The sequence below is a fragment of the Dactylosporangium sp. CA-139066 genome, from assembly GCF_050936175.1.
Classification (GTDB): domain Bacteria; phylum Actinomycetota; class Actinomycetes; order Mycobacteriales; family Micromonosporaceae; genus Dactylosporangium.
The window spans coordinates 6,603,804-6,621,159 of the sequence record NZ_JBNJNH010000001.1 but is presented as its reverse complement, the minus strand read 5'-3'; the positions used below and the strand labels follow the sequence as shown (position 1 = coordinate 6,621,159).

15 protein-coding genes are annotated in these 17,356 nt (G+C 72.5%); 9 read left to right on the top strand and 6 right to left on the bottom strand.

From position 1 onward, the window contains the following. Positions 1-9 precede the first annotated feature (9 nt). Positions 10-696, bottom strand: a complete 687-nt coding sequence (locus ACQEVU_RS30425; protein WP_433329508.1) for a hypothetical protein — start codon at positions 694-696, stop codon at positions 10-12. 164 nt (positions 697-860) lie between these two features. Here ACQEVU_RS30425 and ACQEVU_RS30420 point away from each other — a divergent pair, with 164 nt between their 5' ends. Then, positions 861-1,199 carry an STAS domain-containing protein gene (locus ACQEVU_RS30420; RefSeq protein ID WP_433329506.1) on the top strand — a complete coding sequence of 113 codons (339 nt, stop codon included), beginning with the start codon at positions 861-863 and terminating at the stop codon, positions 1,197-1,199. A 214-nt stretch (positions 1,200-1,413) separates the two neighbouring features. Here ACQEVU_RS30420 and ACQEVU_RS30415 read toward each other — a convergent pair whose 3' ends face one another. The 4 genes from ACQEVU_RS30415 to ACQEVU_RS30400 all read right to left on the bottom strand — a co-directional run bounded on the left by ACQEVU_RS30415 (position 1,414) and on the right by ACQEVU_RS30400 (position 5,581). Then, the gene (locus ACQEVU_RS30415) at positions 1,414-2,064 is read right to left on the bottom strand and encodes a DUF3159 domain-containing protein (protein ID WP_433329504.1); all 651 of its coding nucleotides are present in this window, start codon (positions 2,062-2,064) and stop codon (positions 1,414-1,416) included. 49 nt (positions 2,065-2,113) lie between these two features. Continuing rightward, entirely contained in the window at positions 2,114-3,313 is a 1,200-nt protein-coding gene (locus tag ACQEVU_RS30410) for a polysaccharide lyase family 7 protein (RefSeq protein WP_433329502.1), read from the bottom strand. A gap of 161 nt (positions 3,314-3,474) precedes the next feature. Beyond that, on the bottom strand, positions 3,475-4,593 hold the full coding sequence (locus ACQEVU_RS30405; RefSeq protein ID WP_433329500.1) for an FUSC family protein: 1,119 nt from the start codon (positions 4,591-4,593) through the stop codon (positions 3,475-3,477). Between the two features lie 496 nt (positions 4,594-5,089). After that, a complete protein-coding gene (locus tag ACQEVU_RS30400; protein ID WP_433329498.1) occupies positions 5,090-5,581 on the bottom strand; it encodes a type II toxin-antitoxin system PemK/MazF family toxin in 492 nt (163 codons plus the stop codon). A 50-nt stretch (positions 5,582-5,631) separates the two neighbouring features. Here ACQEVU_RS30400 and sthA point away from each other — a divergent pair, with 50 nt between their 5' ends. The 5 genes from sthA (at position 5,632) to yidD (ending at position 13,653) form a co-directional block, all read left to right on the top strand. Next, positions 5,632-7,035, top strand: a complete 1,404-nt coding sequence (gene sthA, locus ACQEVU_RS30395; protein ID WP_433329496.1) for a Si-specific NAD(P)(+) transhydrogenase — start codon at positions 5,632-5,634, stop codon at positions 7,033-7,035. A 20-nt stretch (positions 7,036-7,055) separates the two neighbouring features. Next, positions 7,056-8,627: an NTF2-like N-terminal transpeptidase domain-containing protein gene (locus ACQEVU_RS30390; RefSeq protein ID WP_433329494.1), complete on the top strand. Its 1,572-nt coding sequence runs from the start codon at positions 7,056-7,058 to the stop codon at positions 8,625-8,627. Between the two features lie 236 nt (positions 8,628-8,863). Beyond that, positions 8,864-11,905, top strand: a complete 3,042-nt coding sequence (locus ACQEVU_RS30385; RefSeq protein WP_433329492.1) for an EAL domain-containing protein — start codon at positions 8,864-8,866, stop codon at positions 11,903-11,905. Between the two features lie 15 nt (positions 11,906-11,920). Beyond that, positions 11,921-13,174: an aminotransferase class I/II-fold pyridoxal phosphate-dependent enzyme gene (locus ACQEVU_RS30380; protein WP_433329490.1), complete on the top strand. Its 1,254-nt coding sequence runs from the start codon at positions 11,921-11,923 to the stop codon at positions 13,172-13,174. 50 nt (positions 13,175-13,224) lie between these two features. After that, the gene (gene yidD, locus ACQEVU_RS30375) at positions 13,225-13,653 is read left to right on the top strand and encodes a membrane protein insertion efficiency factor YidD (RefSeq protein ID WP_433329488.1); all 429 of its coding nucleotides are present in this window, start codon (positions 13,225-13,227) and stop codon (positions 13,651-13,653) included. A gap of 223 nt (positions 13,654-13,876) precedes the next feature. Here yidD and ACQEVU_RS30370 read toward each other — a convergent pair whose 3' ends face one another. Next, a complete protein-coding gene (locus tag ACQEVU_RS30370; RefSeq protein WP_433329486.1) occupies positions 13,877-14,680 on the bottom strand; it encodes a universal stress protein in 804 nt (267 codons plus the stop codon). Positions 14,681-14,829: 149 nt separating this feature from the next. On the opposite strand from ACQEVU_RS30370, the gene ACQEVU_RS30365 reads away from it, so the two are divergent. The 3 genes from ACQEVU_RS30365 (at position 14,830) to ACQEVU_RS30355 (ending at position 17,253) form a co-directional block, all read left to right on the top strand. Further along, on the top strand, positions 14,830-16,017 hold the full coding sequence (locus tag ACQEVU_RS30365; RefSeq protein ID WP_433329484.1) for an ROK family protein: 1,188 nt from the start codon (positions 14,830-14,832) through the stop codon (positions 16,015-16,017). A gap of 36 nt (positions 16,018-16,053) precedes the next feature. Then, a complete protein-coding gene (locus ACQEVU_RS30360) occupies positions 16,054-16,803 on the top strand; it encodes an SDR family NAD(P)-dependent oxidoreductase (RefSeq protein ID WP_433329482.1) in 750 nt (249 codons plus the stop codon). A gap of 96 nt (positions 16,804-16,899) precedes the next feature. Further along, positions 16,900-17,253: a GlsB/YeaQ/YmgE family stress response membrane protein gene (locus ACQEVU_RS30355; protein ID WP_433329480.1), complete on the top strand. Its 354-nt coding sequence runs from the start codon at positions 16,900-16,902 to the stop codon at positions 17,251-17,253. Positions 17,254-17,356: the final 103 nt, after the last annotated feature.

Sequence of the window (17,356 nt, the reverse complement as noted above, 5' to 3'; positions counted from 1 at the left end):
CGATAGCGGCTATGCCGGTACTGAAGGCACGGGCATCATCCGGGCCAGCTCGTCGCGCAGCACGGCGGCGGCCGCGTCGAAGTCGCCGGCCGGGGTCTCGGCGCCGTCGCGGGTCACGACCCGCCAGCTGCCGTCGGCCGAGGACGACAGCGTCGCCCGGACCGGCTCGACGCCCCGCGTCACGTCGGCCGCCGACGAGGCGGTGAACGTCGCCACCGCCGGGCGGTGCCGGTGCAGGAACTGGTCGGCCACGGCCAGCAGCGGCTCGCGCGCGTCGACGTCGGCCGGGATCGGCTTGATGTCGTAGCACCGGTACGCCCGGGCCGCGACCAGCACGCGGCTGCGCTCGCCGTGGATGAGCAGGGCCCCGTCGGCGTGGTCGTCGGCGCTGAGCTCGACCTGCACGAAGCCGCGCGGGTGGTGCAGCCCGGCGGCGACCGCGGCCACGGCCGGCGCCATCTCCAGCCGCGCGCCGTCGACCGGCGCGGCCAGGTGGCGCAGCAGCAGCGAACCGAGGCCGGCGCTGAGCACCGCGTCGGTGCGGTCGGCGTCGGTGAGCCCGAGCAGCCGCGGCGTCTCGCCGGCCCGTTCGCCGCTGGCGAGCAGGAACGAAAGTTCCGCAGCGGTCATGCTGAGCTGTTCGGTGGCGGTCCCGTCCATGGCATCCATCCCGTCGCGGCTGTCGTTGCGTCCCACCGCTCAACGCCGCCCGCCGCCCCGGGGTAACGCACCGGATCGTTCCTTCGCTCTTTCTCTCCGGCGTGTTGGCGGACGGCCCGCATCGGGGCTGTAGCATGCCGCATGTCCGGACGGGATGAGGGATTACGATTGACGCAACGCAGCAGGCCTCGGGGGCAGACATGACCGACGGCATCGCGACCTCGACCGTCGGGGGATGCGTCATCGTCGCCCCAACCGGTGCCCTCGACGTCTCGACGTCGCCGCAGCTGCACACGCTGCTGCACCAGACCCTCGACGACGGCGCCACCCGGCTGGTGCTCGACCTGTCGCAGGTCGACTTCATCGACTCCACCGCGCTGCGGACGCTGGTGTCGATCCACAAGCGGCTGCGCGAGAGCGGCGGCTTCGCGATCGTCTGCCCGCACGCCCGGATCAGGCGGATCTTCGACCTGACCGCCCTGGACCGGGTCCTGATCCTGACCGACACGGTGGACGAGGCCCGGGCGGCCCTGGAGTAGCGCTGACGCGGCCCGGCGGCCCTGGAGCAGCGATCACGGTGGACGAGGCCCGGGCGGCCCTGGAGTAGCGCTGACGCGGCCCGGCGGCCCTGGAGCAGCGATCACGGTGGACGAGGCCCGGGCGGCCCTGGAGTAGCGCTGACGCGGCCCGGCGGCCCTGGAGCAGCGATATGTCGGGCGCTGACGCGCCACGACATATCGGACATATCAGCATTTAGTGGCTTTCGGCGGCCTGGAGTGCGCGCGGGTGGCGGAGGCCGGGGTGGTCGGCGGGCAGCGCGCGGCGCAGCACCCACCAGCTCAGCGCCAGGCACGCGGCCACGAGCGGCCAGGTGAGGACCGTCTGCGCGGCGGCCAGCCACAGCACCTTCCCCGCCCACCAGAGCGGGACGAAGACGAGCAGGCGCGCGACGTACTGCAGCACCCACACCCAGCTGGCCCGCTGGTACGCCCGCAGCAGGTCCGGGTCGGCCCGCCAGCGCCGGCGCTGCCCGAGCACCGTGCCGACCACGACGCCGAGCAGCGGCCAGCGCACCAGGATGCTGGCCGCCCAGGCCAGGGCGCTGGCCGCGTTGGTGAGCACCCGCACGGCGAAGAAGTCCTCGGCCCGGCCGGTGCGCAGCGCGACCAGCGCCCCGACGCACACGACGAGCAGGCTGAACACGGTGCCGATCGGGCGCCGGCCGGCGGCGATGCGCCACGCGGCGACGCCGGCGCCGCCGAGCACGGCGACGCCGGCGCCGAGGGGGATGGACCGGCCGCCGGCGAGCCAGCCGGCGGCGAACGCGACGACGGGTACCGCCGTCTCCACCGCCGGCTGCCAGCCGCCGAGCAGCTCCCGCAGCGACTCACCCTCGCGTGCCATCCGTCCCCCTTCTGAATGTAGGCAAGCCTGCCCTACATTCAGGGACGGCTCAACTGTGGCTGACGCTCAGCGAGTAGAACTTCACCTTCGCGCCGTTGGTGGTGCTGTCCGACGAGGACTGGTTGTAGGAGCCGGCCTTGAAGTACATCCCGTACTGGTTGAACGACGACGGGATCGCGTAGCTCGTGGTCGAGCCGTTCACGGTCAGCTTGATCGTGTTGCCGCCGGAGATCGCGATCACGTAGCTCCACTTGGTGCCGAGCGGGACGTTGCCGACCGTGTGCAGGGTCTGGCCGCCGTCCGGGGAGTTCTCGGTGCCGAGGATGATGTCGCCGTTGGGCCGGTAGTACAGCTCCAGCAGCGGCTTCGTCGAGGAGCCGCCGGAGCCCAGGTGTACCTGTCCGACGCACACGTTCTTCGTCACCGACGCGATGCGCAGGTTCGCCGACAGCTTGTGCGAGCCGGCCAGGCGCCAGTCCGCGGCGCTGCCGTTGGCGTTCATCTCGCGCAGCTCCGAGCGCGCGTAGTTGGAGTTCGGCGTGGTCACGCCCTTCTCCGGCGCCCAGAACGTCATCGAGCCGTCGTTCTTGTCGGTGAAGAAGTACGCCGGGTTGGTGTACCCGTTGGGCCCCTTCAGCTGCGCCGGCTGGATCGTGGTGGGCGCGCCCGGGCTGCCGACGGGCAGCTGCAGCTGCCAGATCGACAGGTCGAAGTTGCCGCCCGGCGCGACGTTGGGGTTCAGGCCGGCCGACGGTGTGGTGGGTGTGGTGGTACCCCCGGGCAGGGTCCACGACTGGTTGGCCGCTCCCGTGCAGGTCCAGATCTGCAGGCGGGTGCCGTTGGCCGAGCTCTGGCCGGTGGCGTCGAGGCACTTGCCGGAGCCGGTGTTGACCAGCGCCGCGCCGCTGCTCGTCCACTGCTGGGCGGCGGTGCCGTTGCAGTCGTAAAGCTGGACGGTCGTGCCGTTGGCCGTGCCGGCCGCGGTGACGTCGAGGCACTTGCCCAGGGCGCGGACGGTGTTGTCGCCCGAGCCGACGGTCCAGTTCTGGGCGGCGGTGCCGTTGCAGTCGTACAGCTGGATGGCCGTGCCGTTGGCGGAGCTCGCGGCGGCGACGTCGACGCACTTGCCCCCGATGCCGGTGATCGGCCCTCCGGTGGCGGCGGTGGCGGCGGTGATGCCGAGGACGCCGAGCGCGGCGACGACGGCGGTGGCGGTCAGGGCGATGAGCAGCTTGGATCGGCGTTTCATGGGCGGTGTCCTAGCCGGGTCGGGGATCAGGCAGAGTGGCTGCCAATAAACGCTCCCGTCGATGGCTTGTCAACCGGTTGCCAAGCCCCTTAAATCGCATCGCCCCTGGTCAGCGTCTTGTTAAGACTCTTACATTAAGTTTCGCTTAGTTGTTTGCCCGCTTACTTGCGGGGGAGCCGGTCCACGTCGACCAGGGCCTCCGCCTCCTCGCCGAGGATGTCCTGGCGCAGCTGGTCGAGGCGCCCGAGCAGCGACACCGAGTCCAGCGCGGCCAGCGCGGTGGGGAAGACGGTGTGCACGCGCTCGACGGCGGCGATGAGCCCGGCGCGCAGCGAGTCGTCGTCGTACGGCTCGCCGTCGCAGCGGCGCTGCATGAGGTCGGCCAGGGCGGTGAGCAGGGCGCGCAGGGTGGCGCGGTCGAGGGCCGGCGGCGGCCCCGCCCGGTCGTAGAGCCGGTCGACCGCGAGGGAGATCGCCCGCACCTGCAGGGTGACGCGGACCAGCCAGAGCTGCCGGCGGCGTACCTCGTCGATGTCCTGTCGCAGATGCCGCGCGAACACGTTGTACAGCGAGATCTCCTCGACCCCGGCAACGGCCGCGGCCGCTTCGCTCGCGACCTCGTTGAGCGCCCGCGACTCGGCGATCCACCCGTGCCGCTCGTCCGGCCCGAACAGCTGTTCCTGCTTGAGCTCCGCGCTGATGCTGCGCAGCACGCCGATCGCCCCGCACGCCCAGGCGTCGAGCGTGGCCCGGATCTGCGCCACCCGGGGCCGCTCCGGCACGAGGACGGCGACGGCGAGCCCGACGACCGACCCGATGGCGACGTCGATGTAGCGCCACTGGCCGTACCCCTTGGCAACCGGTGCCAGCACCAGCACGACGAGGGTGGAGATGGTCAGCTGGTTGCGGGCCAGCGGCGTGTTGGTGATCTGCCGCGCCACGGCGAGCGCCCCGAACACGGCGAGCGCCAGCGACCACCACGACAGCCCGACGATCTGCGTCCAGGCGATGGCGAGCGCGGTCCCGACGAGGTTGGCGAACAGCAGCTGCAGCCCGGTGGCGATCGACCCGTACACGCTGGCCTGCAGCGTGAGAATGGCGATGACGGGCGCGAACAGCACGGCCACGTTCTCGCCGAGCTGCCGCGCGAGCGCCCAGGCCAGCGTCCCGGCCACGGTCGTCTTGACGACGGTGAGCCAGCTGGGTTTGCTCTTGGGCACGCTGGCGAGCAGCGCCCCGATCGGCTCGGTCACAACGGCGTGCGGTTTACGCGTGGCCACGCAGTATTTCTAGCTCGCCGCGCTCGCCGCCGGGGGAGCTACGCCCCACCGAGACCCGCTGTGTTTCGGTACCGGGGGAGCTGCGCTCCACCCGAACCCGCTGTGTTTGCGATGCCGGGGGAGTCCTGCTCCACCCGCCCCTTAGTAAAACCCGCGGCGGCGCACCCGGTCGACAAGCGGGTCCTCAATCGCGGCGGACTTCGGCGGGCGGCGTGCGCGGGTGACGGGCAGTTCTCGGCGCAGGCTTCTCAATCGCGGCGGGCGGCGTGCGCGGGTGACGGGCAGTTCTCGGCGCAGGCTTCTCAATCGCGGCGGCCGCCGTGCGGTGCTCAACTTGGCCATCGAGGCGTTTGAGCGCACAAATCCGATTTATGCTGCGCCGGGGTATAAATCGGATAAGTCCGGACGCGCCAGCGTCTGGACTTATCCGCTTCGCGCTTCGAACGACGCGCTCACCGCCGGCCGCGGGCTTGAGCGAAGCGAGCTGGGGATACAGCTATGACCAGCCGTAGCCGGCGCGGAGTTCGGCGGCCACGGCGTCGAAGCGGGCGCGGTCCAGCACGGCGCCCTCGCGGCGGATGCCCGTCGCGTTCACCGTCAGCACGCGGTCCAGGCGGACCCAGCTCGGGCGCTTCTCCCGGTCCCACGAGCCGGGGCCGAGCGCGAACCAGTTGTGCTGGCCGTCGCGCTCCGACTGGCTCGACAGCATCAGGCCCAGGACCGCGGGGCCCTTGCGGCCGACGACCAGGACCGGGCGGTCCTTGCCCTGCGACGGGTCGTCCTCGTACGGGACCCAGGTCCACACGATCTCGCCGGGGTCGGCGTCGCCGTCGAGCTGTGGGGAGTACACCAGCAGCTTCTGCGTCTCGTGGTGCGGCGGCGGGCCGGGGACCGGGTGGGGGGCCCGGGTCGGGGTGGGGGCCGGGGGGCGCCGCATGCCCAGGTGCGTTGCCACCGCCTGAAGAAGTCGTTTCACGCGGACGACCATAGCGGCACCTGTCTTTACGCGCGCCGGGCGGCGCCGTCAGACTGTGGCCCATGTACGACTTCGATGTCCTCGTCCTTGGCTCCGGGCCGGGCGGGCAGAAGGCCGCGATCGCGGCGGCGAAGCTCGACCGGCGGGTCGCCGTCATCGAGCGGCGCAACATGATCGGCGGCGTCTGCATCAACACCGGCACCATCCCGAGCAAGACGCTGCGCGAGGCGGTCATGTACCTGACCGGGCTCAACCAGCGCGAGATGTACGGCTCGAGCTACCGCGTCAAGGAGGACATCACCGTCAGCGACCTCGCGGCCCGCACCACGCACGTCATCGGGCGGGAGATCGAGGTCATCCGCAGCCAGCTGGCCCGCAACCGGGTGCGGCTGCTGTCGGGGACCGGCACGTTCGTCGACCCGCACACGATCGCGATCGAGGACGACCAGGGGCGCGAGTCGCAGGTGTCCGCCGAGAAGATCATCCTGGCGGCGGGCACCCGGCCGGCGCGGCCCGAGAGCGTGGACTTCGACGACGTCACGATCATCGACTCCGACGGGATCCTCAACCTCGACAAGGTGCCCGGCTCGATGGTCGTGGTCGGGGCCGGGGTGATCGGCATCGAGTACGCGTCCATGTTCGCGGCGCTGGGCACCAAGGTGACCGTCGTCGAGCGGCGCGACCGGATGCTGGACTTCTGCGACCTGGAGATCGTCGAGGCGCTGAAGTACCACCTGCGGGATCTTTCGGTCTCCTTCCGCTTCCGCGAGTCCGTCGCGGCCGTCGAGCGCCACGGCCGCACCGCCGTCGCCGTGCTCGCCAGCGGCAAGCGCATCGCCGCCGACACCGTCATGTACTCCGCCGGCCGCCAGGGCGCCGCCGACCTGCTCGGCCTGGACAAGGCGGGGCTGTCCGCCGACGCGCGCGGGCGGATCACCGTCGACGAGCACTTCCGCACCGAGGTCCCGCACGTCTACGCCGTCGGCGACATCATCGGCTTCCCGGCCCTGGCCTCCACGTCGATGGAGCAGGGGCGCCTCGCCGCCCACCACGCCTGCGACGAGCCGGTGCGGGGCATGGGTTCGCTGCAGCCGATCGGCATCTACACCATCCCGGAGATCAGCTTCGTCGGGCGGACCGAGGACGAGCTGACCGACGCGAGCATCCCGTTCGAGGTCGGCATCTCCCGCTACCGGGAGCTGGCCCGCGGGCAGATCATCGGCGACTCCTACGGCATGCTGAAGATCATCGTGTCGCCCGAGGACCGCAAGATCCTGGGTGTGCACGTCTTCGGCACCGGGGCCACCGAGCTCGTCCACATCGGACAGACGGTGATGGGCTGCGGCGGCACCGTGGACTACCTGGTCGACGCGGTGTTCAACTACCCGACGCTCGCGGAGTCCTACAAGGTTGCCGCGCTTGACGCAATGAACAAGATGCGATCGGTGTCGCGGTTCAGCGCGTAGGTGAGTCTATGGTCGGGGTCGTGAGCAAGCTCCGGGGGACCCTGCTTCTGCTCGCGGCCCTGATCGTGGCCGCGCCGGCCATCGCCGCCTGCGACGACGACGGCCCGCCGTCGGTCGACTCGCGCTTCGCCGCGTTCCTCGACGGCTGGCGCAAGGGCGACTTCACCGGCGTCGCCGACCTGCTCACGCCGCAGGGCCGGGCCCTCGACGCGGCCGGGGCCAAGGCCGCCCTCGCGGCCGCCGAGGGCGAGGTCGCCGTCGACCGGCCCACCCTCACCCCGCACGGCCGGGCCGCCGTCGACCACGCCGACGCGACCCTCGGCGTCGGCGTCGCCTGGACGCTGCCGGGCGGGCGCACCTGGACGTACGACACGACGCTCACGGCCCGGCTGCTGAGCGGCCGCTGGCACGTGTACCTCGGGCCGCAGACCGTGCACCCGGGCCTGCAGGCGGGCCAGACGATGACGCTGCGGACCACGGCGGCCCGGCGCGGCACGATCGTCGCCGGCGACGGGACGCCGATCGTCGCCGACACGCCGGTGGTGTACGTCGGCGTCGAACCCCAGCGCGTCCCGGACGTCGACGCCCTCGTCAAGCGGCTCGACCTCGTGTTCCGCTCGGTCAAGGCCGACGTCGACGTGCAGAGCCTGGCCGGGCGGATCAAGGCGGCCAAGCCCGACGCGTTCGTCGACGTCGTCACGCTGCGCCGCACCGACTTCGACGAGATCGCCGCCGACCTCGACGGCACCGAGGGCGTGCGCACGCGCGCGGGCACCCTGTCGCTGACGATGACCCGCACGTTCGCCCGCGGCCTGCTCGGCACGTCCGGCCCGGCCACGAAGGAGCTCATCGACGCGAGCAGGGGCGCGCTGCGGGCCGGCGACATCGCGGGCCTGACCGGGCTGCAGCGGCGGTACGACCCCCAGCTGCGCGGCCGGCCCGGGCTCTCGGTCGTCCCGGTCGACATCCCGCCTGCCGCATCGCCGAGCCCCTCGGCCCCGGTTTCGGCCGCCGGGGGCAAGGCCGGCGACCCGCTCTACACGGCACCGCCCGCGGACGGCATCAGGATCGCCACCACGATCGATGTGCGGGTCCAGCAGGCCGCCGACGCGGCCCTGGCCAGCACCGCCAAGCAGTCGGCGCTGGTCGCCATCCGGGTCAGTGACGGCGCCGTCCTCGCCGTCGCCAACGGGCCCGGCGCCGCCGGCTACGACCTGGCCCTGCTCGGCGAGGTCCCGGCGGCAGCGCTGCCCGCCGCCCCGGCCGGCCTCGGCATCGGCGCGGCCTGGAAGCTCGGTGAGGACGTGTTCACCGGTCGCGCCGACGGCAACGGCGTCGTCGCCGCGCCGATCGGGTACGCCGCCGCGGCCGCCGCCCTGGCCCGCGGCCAGTGGCAGCAGCCGGTCCTGCTGAAGGACCCGGCCCCGGGCGACCCCGCCCCGGCCGGCCCCGCGGTGTCGGGCATGCTGAGCCTCACCGCCCTCAGCGCGGGCGTGCGCGGCGACATCGCCTACTGCGTCTACGTCACCGGTTCGGGTGCGGACGTCACCGGGCCGATCGCCGAGGGGTTCCTCGCCGCCGTTCACGCGTGAATGAATCGTGAAAATGGTTGCCGTGCGTTAAACAACTGGTAGCGCGCCGTAGACATCGGGTGCGTCCGGCAGTACCAACTAAGCCGCTAAATGCGCAGATGGCGGCAAAAACGTCGGGCGGGCCGGTCGGAACGATCCTGCCAGGTACTCCTCATTCGGCCCTGAACTGGGTAGCGTCTGCCTCGCCGCGGGCAAGCGCGGACGCCACAACGGTTACACGGTAAGGGCAGCTGGGAGTGAGCGGGTCGGCACGCGGGGTGCTGGCGGGGTACGTCGGCACGATGGCGATCCTCGTGATCGCCAACTTCGCGCTGCCCGCGTTCCACCCCATCCTGTGGTCCGCGATCGGGTACTCCAGCGTCGCCGCGATCCTGCTCGGCGTACACCTGCACAGGCCGCGGCGCCGCGCACCCTGGCTGCTGCTGGCCGCCGCCGTCGGCTGCTTCATCACCGGCGACCTCGCCGCCGACGTGCTCACCCGCCTGCTGCACCGGCCCGGCTCGCCGTCCGTCGCCGACGGGTTCTACCTCGCGATGTACGGCCTCATCGCCGCCGCCTTCGTCTGGCTCTACCGGCTCGGCGTCGTGCGCCGCGACCCGGCCGGCCTGTTCGACGCCATCACGCTCACGGCCGGCCTCGGCCTGCTGTCGTACATCTTCCTGATCCGCCCGTACGTCGACAACCCGGAGCTCTCGGCACTGGACCGGGCCATCTCCATCGCCTACCCGCTCGCCGACATCGTCGTGCTGCTCGTCGGCGCGCGGCTCATCGCCTCCGTCCGCTTCGACACCGCCGTGGCCCTGCTCGCCGTCGGCGGCGTCGGCCTGCTCAGCTCCGACGTCGGCTACGGCCTGCACCAGCTCGCCGGCGACTGGGCCACCGGCAGCCCCGTCGACATCGGCTGGGCCGCCTTCTACGTGCTGTGGGGCGTCGCCGCGCTGCACCCGTCGATGCGCGAGCTCACCGAGCCGCGCGTCCAGCGGGCCGGCGAGGAGCGGCTCGGCCGGCTGCTGCTGCTCGGTCTCTCGCTGTTCATCGCACCGATCGTGCTGTTCGTCGAGATGCGGGGAGGCCAGGTGCGCGACGCCGCCGCCATCGCCGCCGTGTCCGCGCTGCTGTCCGGCCTGGTCCTGCTGCGGCTGGGCCGGGCCGTGCGCGCGCAGCGGCTCACCGTGCAACGGGAACGGCGCCTGCGCAGCGCCGGCGCCGCACTGCTGCTGGCCACCGACGCCGACGCCGTCGCCCGCACCGTCCGCGAGGCCGTCGCCGAGCTGCTGCCGCCCGGGCGTCCCCACGCCGTCACGCTCGGCCCCGCCCTGGGCGGCCGGGTCTCCATGCCGTACACGTCCACATTGGACCCCGCCGTCGCCGCCGCCCTCGACGACTTCGAGGTCGCGCTGTGCTGCCCCCTGGCCCTGGCCGACGGCAGCGCCGCCGAGCGCGCCCTCTACGTCGCCGCCGACGAGGCCATCCTGGCCGGGCTGCAGGACGCCGCGCAGATCCTCGCCACCCAGGCCGCCATGGCCCTGGAGCGCATCGCGCTCGGCGAGGAGATCGGCCGGCGCAACAACGAGGCGTACTTCCGGACTTTGATCCTCAACACCGCCGACGTCATCCTCATCGTCGGGGCCGACGACGTCGTCAACTACGCCAGCCCCTCCGCGCAGGCCCTCTTCGGCGCCGACCTCGTCGGCACCGCCCTGCCGGCCGCGTTCGCCGGCGAGAGCGCCGCCGAGGTCGGGCGGCGCCTCGCCGAGGTCCGCTCCGGCGCCGCCGACCGGCCCGGCGACGACCTGCAGGTCAGCGGCGCCGACGGCCGCCCCGCCCTGGTCGAGGCGGCGTTCCGCGACCTGCGCGACGAGCCGACCGTCCGCGGCGTCGTCGTCACCCTGCGCGACGTGACCGAGCGCAGCCGCCTGCAGGCCGAGCTGTACGAGCGGGCCACCTTCGACGCCCTCACCAAGCTGCCCAACCGCGAGGTCTTCCTGACCCGGGTCCAGGAGGCGGTCGCCTCCGGCGCGGAGACCGGCGCCACCGTCGGCGTCCTCATCGTCGAGCTCGACGACTTCAAGGTCGTCAACGACACCTTCGGCCACGGCGCCGGCGACGCGCTGCTCGTCGCCGTCGGCCAGCGGCTCACCGAGGCCCTGCGCGCCGTCGACGGCTCCTACGGCGCCGCCGGCACCGTCGCCCGCCTCGGCGGCGACGAGTTCGCCGCCCTCGTGCGCCGCGCCGGCAGCCCCGGCGACGTCGAGCGGGTCGCCGAGCGCGTCCTCGCCAGCTTCAAGGCCCCCTTCGAGCTCGACCACGGCACCGTCACCGCGACCGCCAGCATCGGCGTGGCCACCACCGCCGAGGCCGGCACCGCCCAGGAGCTGCTGCGCCACGCCGACCTCGCCGTGTACGTCGCCAAGGACGCCGGCCGCGACCGCTGGCGCCGCTACGAGTCCTCCCTGCACAGCGCCGTCGTCGAGCGCCACAAGCTGCGCGCCGACCTCGACCGGGCCATCGCCGACAAGGGCTTTCTGCTGCACTTCCAGCCGATCGTCACCCTCGCCGACGACCGCACCCGCGGCTTCGAGGCCCTCGTGCGCTGGAACCACCCGACCCGCGGCATGGTCCCGCCGGAGGAGTTCATCTCCGTCGCCGAGGAGAGCGGCCTCATCGTGCCGCTCGGCGCCTGGGTGCTCAGCAACGCCATGACCGCCGCCGCGCAGTGGCGCATCGCGTACCCCGCCGAGGAGATCTACGTCTCGGTGAACGTCTCCGCGCGGCAGTTCCGCTCGCCCGACTTCGCCCAGTGGGTCCTCGCCGAGGTCGAGCGGCTCGGCCTGCCGCCCGGCGGCCTGCTGCTGGAGATGACCGAGAGCCTGCTGCTGCACGACGACGGCGAGGTCGCCGCCGAGCTCGCCGCGCTGCGCCAGGCCGGCGTCCGCATCGCCATCGACGACTTCGGCACCGGGTTCTCGTCGCTGTCGTACCTGCGCCGGCTCCCCGTCGACGTGCTCAAGCTCGACAAGAGCTTCATCGACACCGTCGTGTCCTCCAGCGAGCAGTACGCCGTCGTCAACATGATCGTCCAGCTCGCCCGGCTGCTGAAACTGCAGGTCGTGGCCGAGGGCATCGAGACCGCCGCCGAGCGGGAACTGCTCGTGGAGATGGGCTGCGACCACGGCCAGGGGTACTTGTTCTCGCGCCCCTTGAGTTACGGTGACGCGAGCCTATGGTTGTCTGACGATTCATCGGGGCCTCAACGGGGAGGTCGCACCGCGGCCTAGCACCGGAGGAATGTGTTGCGCGCCGAGCACCTCGCCACTGAAGTCGACCTTGACCCGCGGTACAGCGGCATCGCCCGCCTCCGCACCGAGACCCGCTTCTACGACGCGGTGATCGACGAGATCGACGGCCGGCGGATCCGCGTCGGCGATCACTGGCTCACCGACTGGGCCTCCTGCAACTACCTCGGCTTCGACCTCGAGCCGCAGATCATCGGCGCCGTCGAGGACCAGCTGCGCGCCTGGGGCACCCACCCGTCGTGGTCTCGGATGCTGGGCAACCCGCGGCTGTACCCCCTGATCGAGGAACGCCTCGCGGACCTCCTCGGCGCCCCCGACACGCTCGTGCTCCCGACCATCACGCAGATCCACCTGTCGGTCATCCCGGTCCTCGCCGCCCAGGGCACCGTGCTCGTCGACGCCCGCGCCCACAAGACCATCTGGGACGGCTGCGTCTTCGCCCGCGCCCAGGGCGCCACCCTGTCGCGGTTCCGGACCCTCGACGAGCTCGCCACGCAGCTGCGCTCGGCCCCCGCCGGCCCGGTCCTGGTCTGCATGGACGGCGTCAACAGCATGACCGGCAACATCCCCGACGTCGGCCGGTACCTCGACCTGTGCCGCGCCCACGGCGCCGTGCTCTACATCGACGACGCGCACGGCTTCGGCGTCATCGGCGAGCGCCGCGACGACGAGACCAGCCCCTACGGCGCCGCCGGCAACAGCATCATCCGGTACGCCGGGGAGTCCTACGACGACGTCGTGCTCGTCGGCGGCTTCTCCAAGGCGTACTCGTCGCTGCTCGCCTTCCTCGCCGTTCCGACCGTGCTCAAGAACCGCCTCAAGGCCTCGGCCGCCCCCTACCTGTACTCCGGCCCGTCCCCGACGGCGTCCCTGGCCACGGTCCTCGCCGGCTTCGACGTCAACGCGGAGCGGGGCGACAAGCTGCGCGCCGAGCTGTACCGGATGTCGATGCGCGTGCTCAACCACGTGCGCGGCCTCGGCCTGTTCACCCCCAACACCGACGACACCCCGATCATCGAGCTGCCCATCGCGCTGGACCGCGACCTCGTCGACGTGTCGTCGCTGCTGTGGGAGCGGGGCCTGTTCGTGACGCTGGCGCCGTACCCCGGCGTCCCTCGCGACCAGGTCGGCTTCCGCGTCCAGGTCACCGCGGCCAACACCGACGAGCAGATCGACGACCTCAACGCCGTGCTGTCCGAGCTCGCCGCCGACGGCGTCTTCCAGGAGGCCCGGGAGGGTAGCGCGAGCTGACAACCCGGGGTGAACCCTTAGTGGTGGCGCCGGACATGTATCACGTACTTATGCGCGAACGATGGTCCCGCCGGCGCTACCGCCGGAACCCTGACTACGGCTACCAGCGCGGCGGCAACAGCTGCCTGCGTGACGCCTGCCTGCTCGAGGCCGGCTGCTGCATCGGCGAGGCGATCGACGGCAGCTGCCTCATGCTGGGCCTGCTGTCCCTGCCCAGCATGCTGTTCACGATGGCCCGCTCCCCGCGGGCGGCGGCGTCGCCGGACGGCCCGATGGTCGGGGCGATCCGCAAGTACCAGCGCGAGATCAGCGCCAAGCGCCCGGCGCCGTGCTGCCGCTTCACGCCGAGCTGCTCGCACTACGCCGCGGAAGCGATCACCCGCCACGGCGCCGTGCGCGGCCTGTGGCTGGCGACCCGCCGCCTGTCGCGCTGCCGCCCCGGCGGCGCCCGCGGCGCGGACCCGGTACCGGCGGTATAGTGCGCGGTGACGCGGGGTGAGATCGGCAAGATCGGTTTGGCGGCGGTGGGTAGGCTAAGGTCTGAATGCTGAGCGCCGCCCCGCCGGTCTCGCCTGATGTTCGCAGCCCGCTTGCGTGTCGCGTCGTCTCGCCGCCCCGCCGCCGGCCCGCCCGGCACGGGTAATTCAGACCGCCCGTGATCGCTGAGCCAGGCGCGCGTGGCGGGGTCGGCGAGGAGGCCGATCAGACGCTGCGGGTCACCAGCACCGGGGATGCGGCATGGTGGACGACCATCTGCGTGACCGGGTTGGGCCGGGGCTGCTCGTACCAGCCGACCCGGTGCGCGCCCACGATCAGCATCAGCGCGCTGCGGGCCGCCTCCGTCAGCGTCTCCAGCACGCCCGTGTCGCGGGAGTCGAAGCGCGTCTCGACCTCGGGGTGGCGGCGCAGCCACGGCTCCATCTCGGCCGCCACCGCCTCGTGCGGGCGGGCGCGGCCGGCGTGGATCGCCAGCAGAGGCACGTGGCGCGAGGACGCCTCCGTGTAGCCGTACGCCAGCGCCCGCTGGCTCGACGGCGAACCGTCCACGCCGACCACGACCGGGGCCTTCGCCGGCAGCGCGGCCATCGGGTCGGCCCAGCGCCAGCCGTTGTTGACGACCAGGACGGGGCAGTGGGCGAACCCCGCCAGATGAGCGCCGACCGAGGCGTCCAGCACGCCGCCGTCGTGGACGCGGCCGCCGATCACCACCAGCGCGGCCGTCCGGGACTGTTCGCGCAGCACCCGGGCGGGAGCGCCGCCCAGCGTCATCGTCTCCACCGCGATGCCGGGCTGCCAGGCCCGCGCCTCGGCCGCGGCATCCAATACAACACCCTGACTGTCCGCCGGGCCCTCCCACGACATCGCGTGCACGACCCGCAGGACGCGGTCGTGGCGGGCGGCCTCGTCGGCGGCCCACCGTACGGCGCCCAGGGAGGCCGTGGAACCGTCGACGCCGACCACGATCGGACTGTGTTCCAGCAGCATGACGCACCCCCTCTTACTCATCCACCGTCCCTCTCCCGGGACGATGGAGCAAGGGCGCTCAGCTGCGGGTTCGCTGCAAGGGGAGATGGGATGTTTTGTTCGCTTTTGTACGAGTACGTCGCGTCCGTGATTGACACCGGGATCGCGGCGACCATACGGTTCGAGCCACCATGACGCACCTCGGCGGATCATCCAAGCTGCTCCGGGCCATGAACGACGCGGCCGCCCTGAGCCACGTGCTGGAACGCGGGCCGCTGACCCGCGGGGAGCTGCGCGACCTCACCGGGCTGTCCAAGCCGACGATCTCCGAGGCGCTGCGGCGGCTGACCGAGGCGAAGCTGGTGAGCGTCGTCGGCTACGTGAGCGCCGGCCCGGGGCCCAACGCCGAGGTGTACGCCGTCAACCCCGACGCCGCCTACGCCGTGGCCCTGTCGGTGCGCGACCGCGGCGACAGCGACACCCCGACCGTGACCGCCGCCGTCACCGACCTGTCCGGCACCGTGCGCGGCCGCCTCGAGTCGACCGTGGACTTCTCCCGCACCGACGCGATCACCGGGGTGGTCGACGCGGTGGAGGCCGTCTGCAAGGAGGCCGGCGTCGCGCGCGACCCGGTCGCCCAGGTGCAGATCGCCGTGGCCGGCTCGTACGACCCGCGCGGCGACGTCCTGCACCACGTCGAGGTGCCCGGCTGGGGGCGGCCGGGGCTCGTGGAGGACCTGCGGCGCCGCCTCGGCGTGCCGGTCGGCGTCGACAACGACGTCAACCTGGCCGCCGTCGCCGAGCGCGCGCATGGCGCCGGGCGCCACGCGGAGAGCTTCGCCCTGCTGTGGCTCGGCGAGGCGGGGCTGGGGCTCGCGATCGACCTCGGCGGGAGCCTCCTGCGCGGGGCCCGCGGCGGCGCGGGCGAGATCGGGTACATGCCGATGAACGTGGCCGCCCAGCGCGTCGCGTTCCAGGACCTCGTCGGCGGGGCCGCGCTGCAGGAGCTGGCGGCGGCGCACGGGATCGCGGTCGAGCCGACGGCGGCCGGGACGATGGCCGCGGCGGCGGACCGGGCCGGCGCCGGCGACCTGTCCTCGAACGCGTTCGTCACCGAGCTGGCCGGCCGGATCGCGATCGGCCTGTCGGCCGTCGTCGCGGTGCTCGACCCGCCGCTGGTCGTCATCGGCGGCGAGGTCGGCCAGGCCGGCGGCGAGCTGCTCGGCTCCGCGGTCGCGACCGCCCTGGCCGAGGCGGCGCCGCTGGACACCACGATCGCCACCACGCTCGTGCACGACGACGCCGCGCTGCTCGGCGCCCAGGAGGCCGGCCGCGCATCGGTCCGCGACACGATCCTCGCGACGCTCGGCCGTCCGTAGCGCGTCAGGCCCGCAAAACCGGGCAGAGCCAGGAGCATGACCACACCAGTCGTACTCATCACCGGAGCGCTCAGCGGCATCGGACGGGCCACGGCCCTCGCCTACGCCGAGCAGCACGCCACCGTCGTGGTCGCCGGGCGGCACGACGACGTGGGCGCGGACCTCGCCGACGACCTGCGCGACGCCGGGGCGCGCTCGGCGTACGTCCACACCGACGTGCGGCGCGACGACGAGATCGGCTCGCTCGTCGACGGGATCGTCGAGCGCTACGGCCGGCTCGACGTGGCCGTGAACAACGCCGGCACCGAGGGCGTCCCGGGGCCGATCGAGGAGCAGACCGAGGAGTTGTACGCCCGGACGTTCGACACCAACGTCCTGGGCACGGTGCTCAGCCTCAAGCACGAGGTGCGCGCGATGCTGCCCCGGCACAGCGGCAGCATCGTCAACGTGTCGTCGGTCTACGGCCACGCCGGCGAGCCGAACATGGCGCTGTACTCGGCGAGCAAGCACGCCGTCGAGGGCCTGACCCGCTCGACGGCGCTCGAGGTCGCCGACGCCGGGGTGCGCATCAACGCGGTCGCGCCCGGCCCGGTGTCCACGCCGATGCTCGAGCGGTTCATCGGCGAGGACGAGAAGGCCCGGGCCGACTTCGCCGCGCGGATCCCGATGGGGCACCTCGGCACGCCCGACGAGATCGCCGACGCCGTGCTGTTTCTCGGCTCCGACCACGCCCGGTTCATGACCGGGCAGGTGCTGACCGTCGACGGCGGCATCACGGCCCGCTGACTGACACCCGTCTCTGCTGCACCGACCTGATCGTGTACGGTCCCGTTCGACCTTCGTATCGCGAGGTCGAAGCGAACGCGAGGGGAGCGCGGGACCATGCACATCAACGACTTCTGGGTCGCCATACCGATCGGCCTGCTCATCGGCGTGCTCGGGCGCCTCGTCCTCCCCGGCAAGCAGGCCATCGGCGTCTTCGTCACGTTCCTGATCGGCGTCGGCGCGGCGCTGCTGGGCACCCTCGTCGCCGAGCTCGTCAACCTCGACGACAAGGCCGTGGTGAAGGTCTGGAAGATCCAGTGGAGCTGGTGGGAGCTGGCCATCCAGGTCTTCTTCGCCGCCGTCGGCATCGGGCTGGCGAACATGCTGACGTACACGAAGCTCGCCTCCGGCGCCCCCCGTCCGCGCAAGCGCACCACCCGCAAGCGGCGCACCAAGCCCGCCGAGGACTGAGCGCCACCGTGACCGCGACCGGGTCGCCCGGGTAACGGGCGTGCGCCGGGCCTCGCCGTGCCCGGCTGGTTCCTGAAACCGTGTCGGCCGAGATCTTGATTCC

Coding starts and splice junctions, on each gene's coding strand:
- ACQEVU_RS30420 (WP_433329506.1), top strand. CDS start 861: ATGACCGACGGCATCGCGACCTCGACCGTCGGGGGATGCGTCATCGTC.
- ACQEVU_RS30415 (WP_433329504.1), bottom strand. CDS start 2,064: ATGGCACGCGAGGGTGAGTCGCTGCGGGAGCTGCTCGGCGGCTGGCAG.
- ACQEVU_RS30410 (WP_433329502.1), bottom strand. CDS start 3,313: ATGAAACGCCGATCCAAGCTGCTCATCGCCCTGACCGCCACCGCCGTC.
- ACQEVU_RS30400 (WP_433329498.1), bottom strand. CDS start 5,581: ATGGTCGTCCGCGTGAAACGACTTCTTCAGGCGGTGGCAACGCACCTG.
- sthA (WP_433329496.1), top strand. CDS start 5,632: ATGTACGACTTCGATGTCCTCGTCCTTGGCTCCGGGCCGGGCGGGCAG.
- yidD (WP_433329488.1), top strand. CDS start 13,225: ATGCGCGAACGATGGTCCCGCCGGCGCTACCGCCGGAACCCTGACTAC.
- ACQEVU_RS30370 (WP_433329486.1), bottom strand. CDS start 14,680: ATGAGTAAGAGGGGGTGCGTCATGCTGCTGGAACACAGTCCGATCGTG.
- ACQEVU_RS30365 (WP_433329484.1), top strand. CDS start 14,830: ATGACGCACCTCGGCGGATCATCCAAGCTGCTCCGGGCCATGAACGAC.
- ACQEVU_RS30360 (WP_433329482.1), top strand. CDS start 16,054: ATGACCACACCAGTCGTACTCATCACCGGAGCGCTCAGCGGCATCGGA.
- ACQEVU_RS30355 (WP_433329480.1), top strand. CDS start 16,900: ATGCACATCAACGACTTCTGGGTCGCCATACCGATCGGCCTGCTCATC.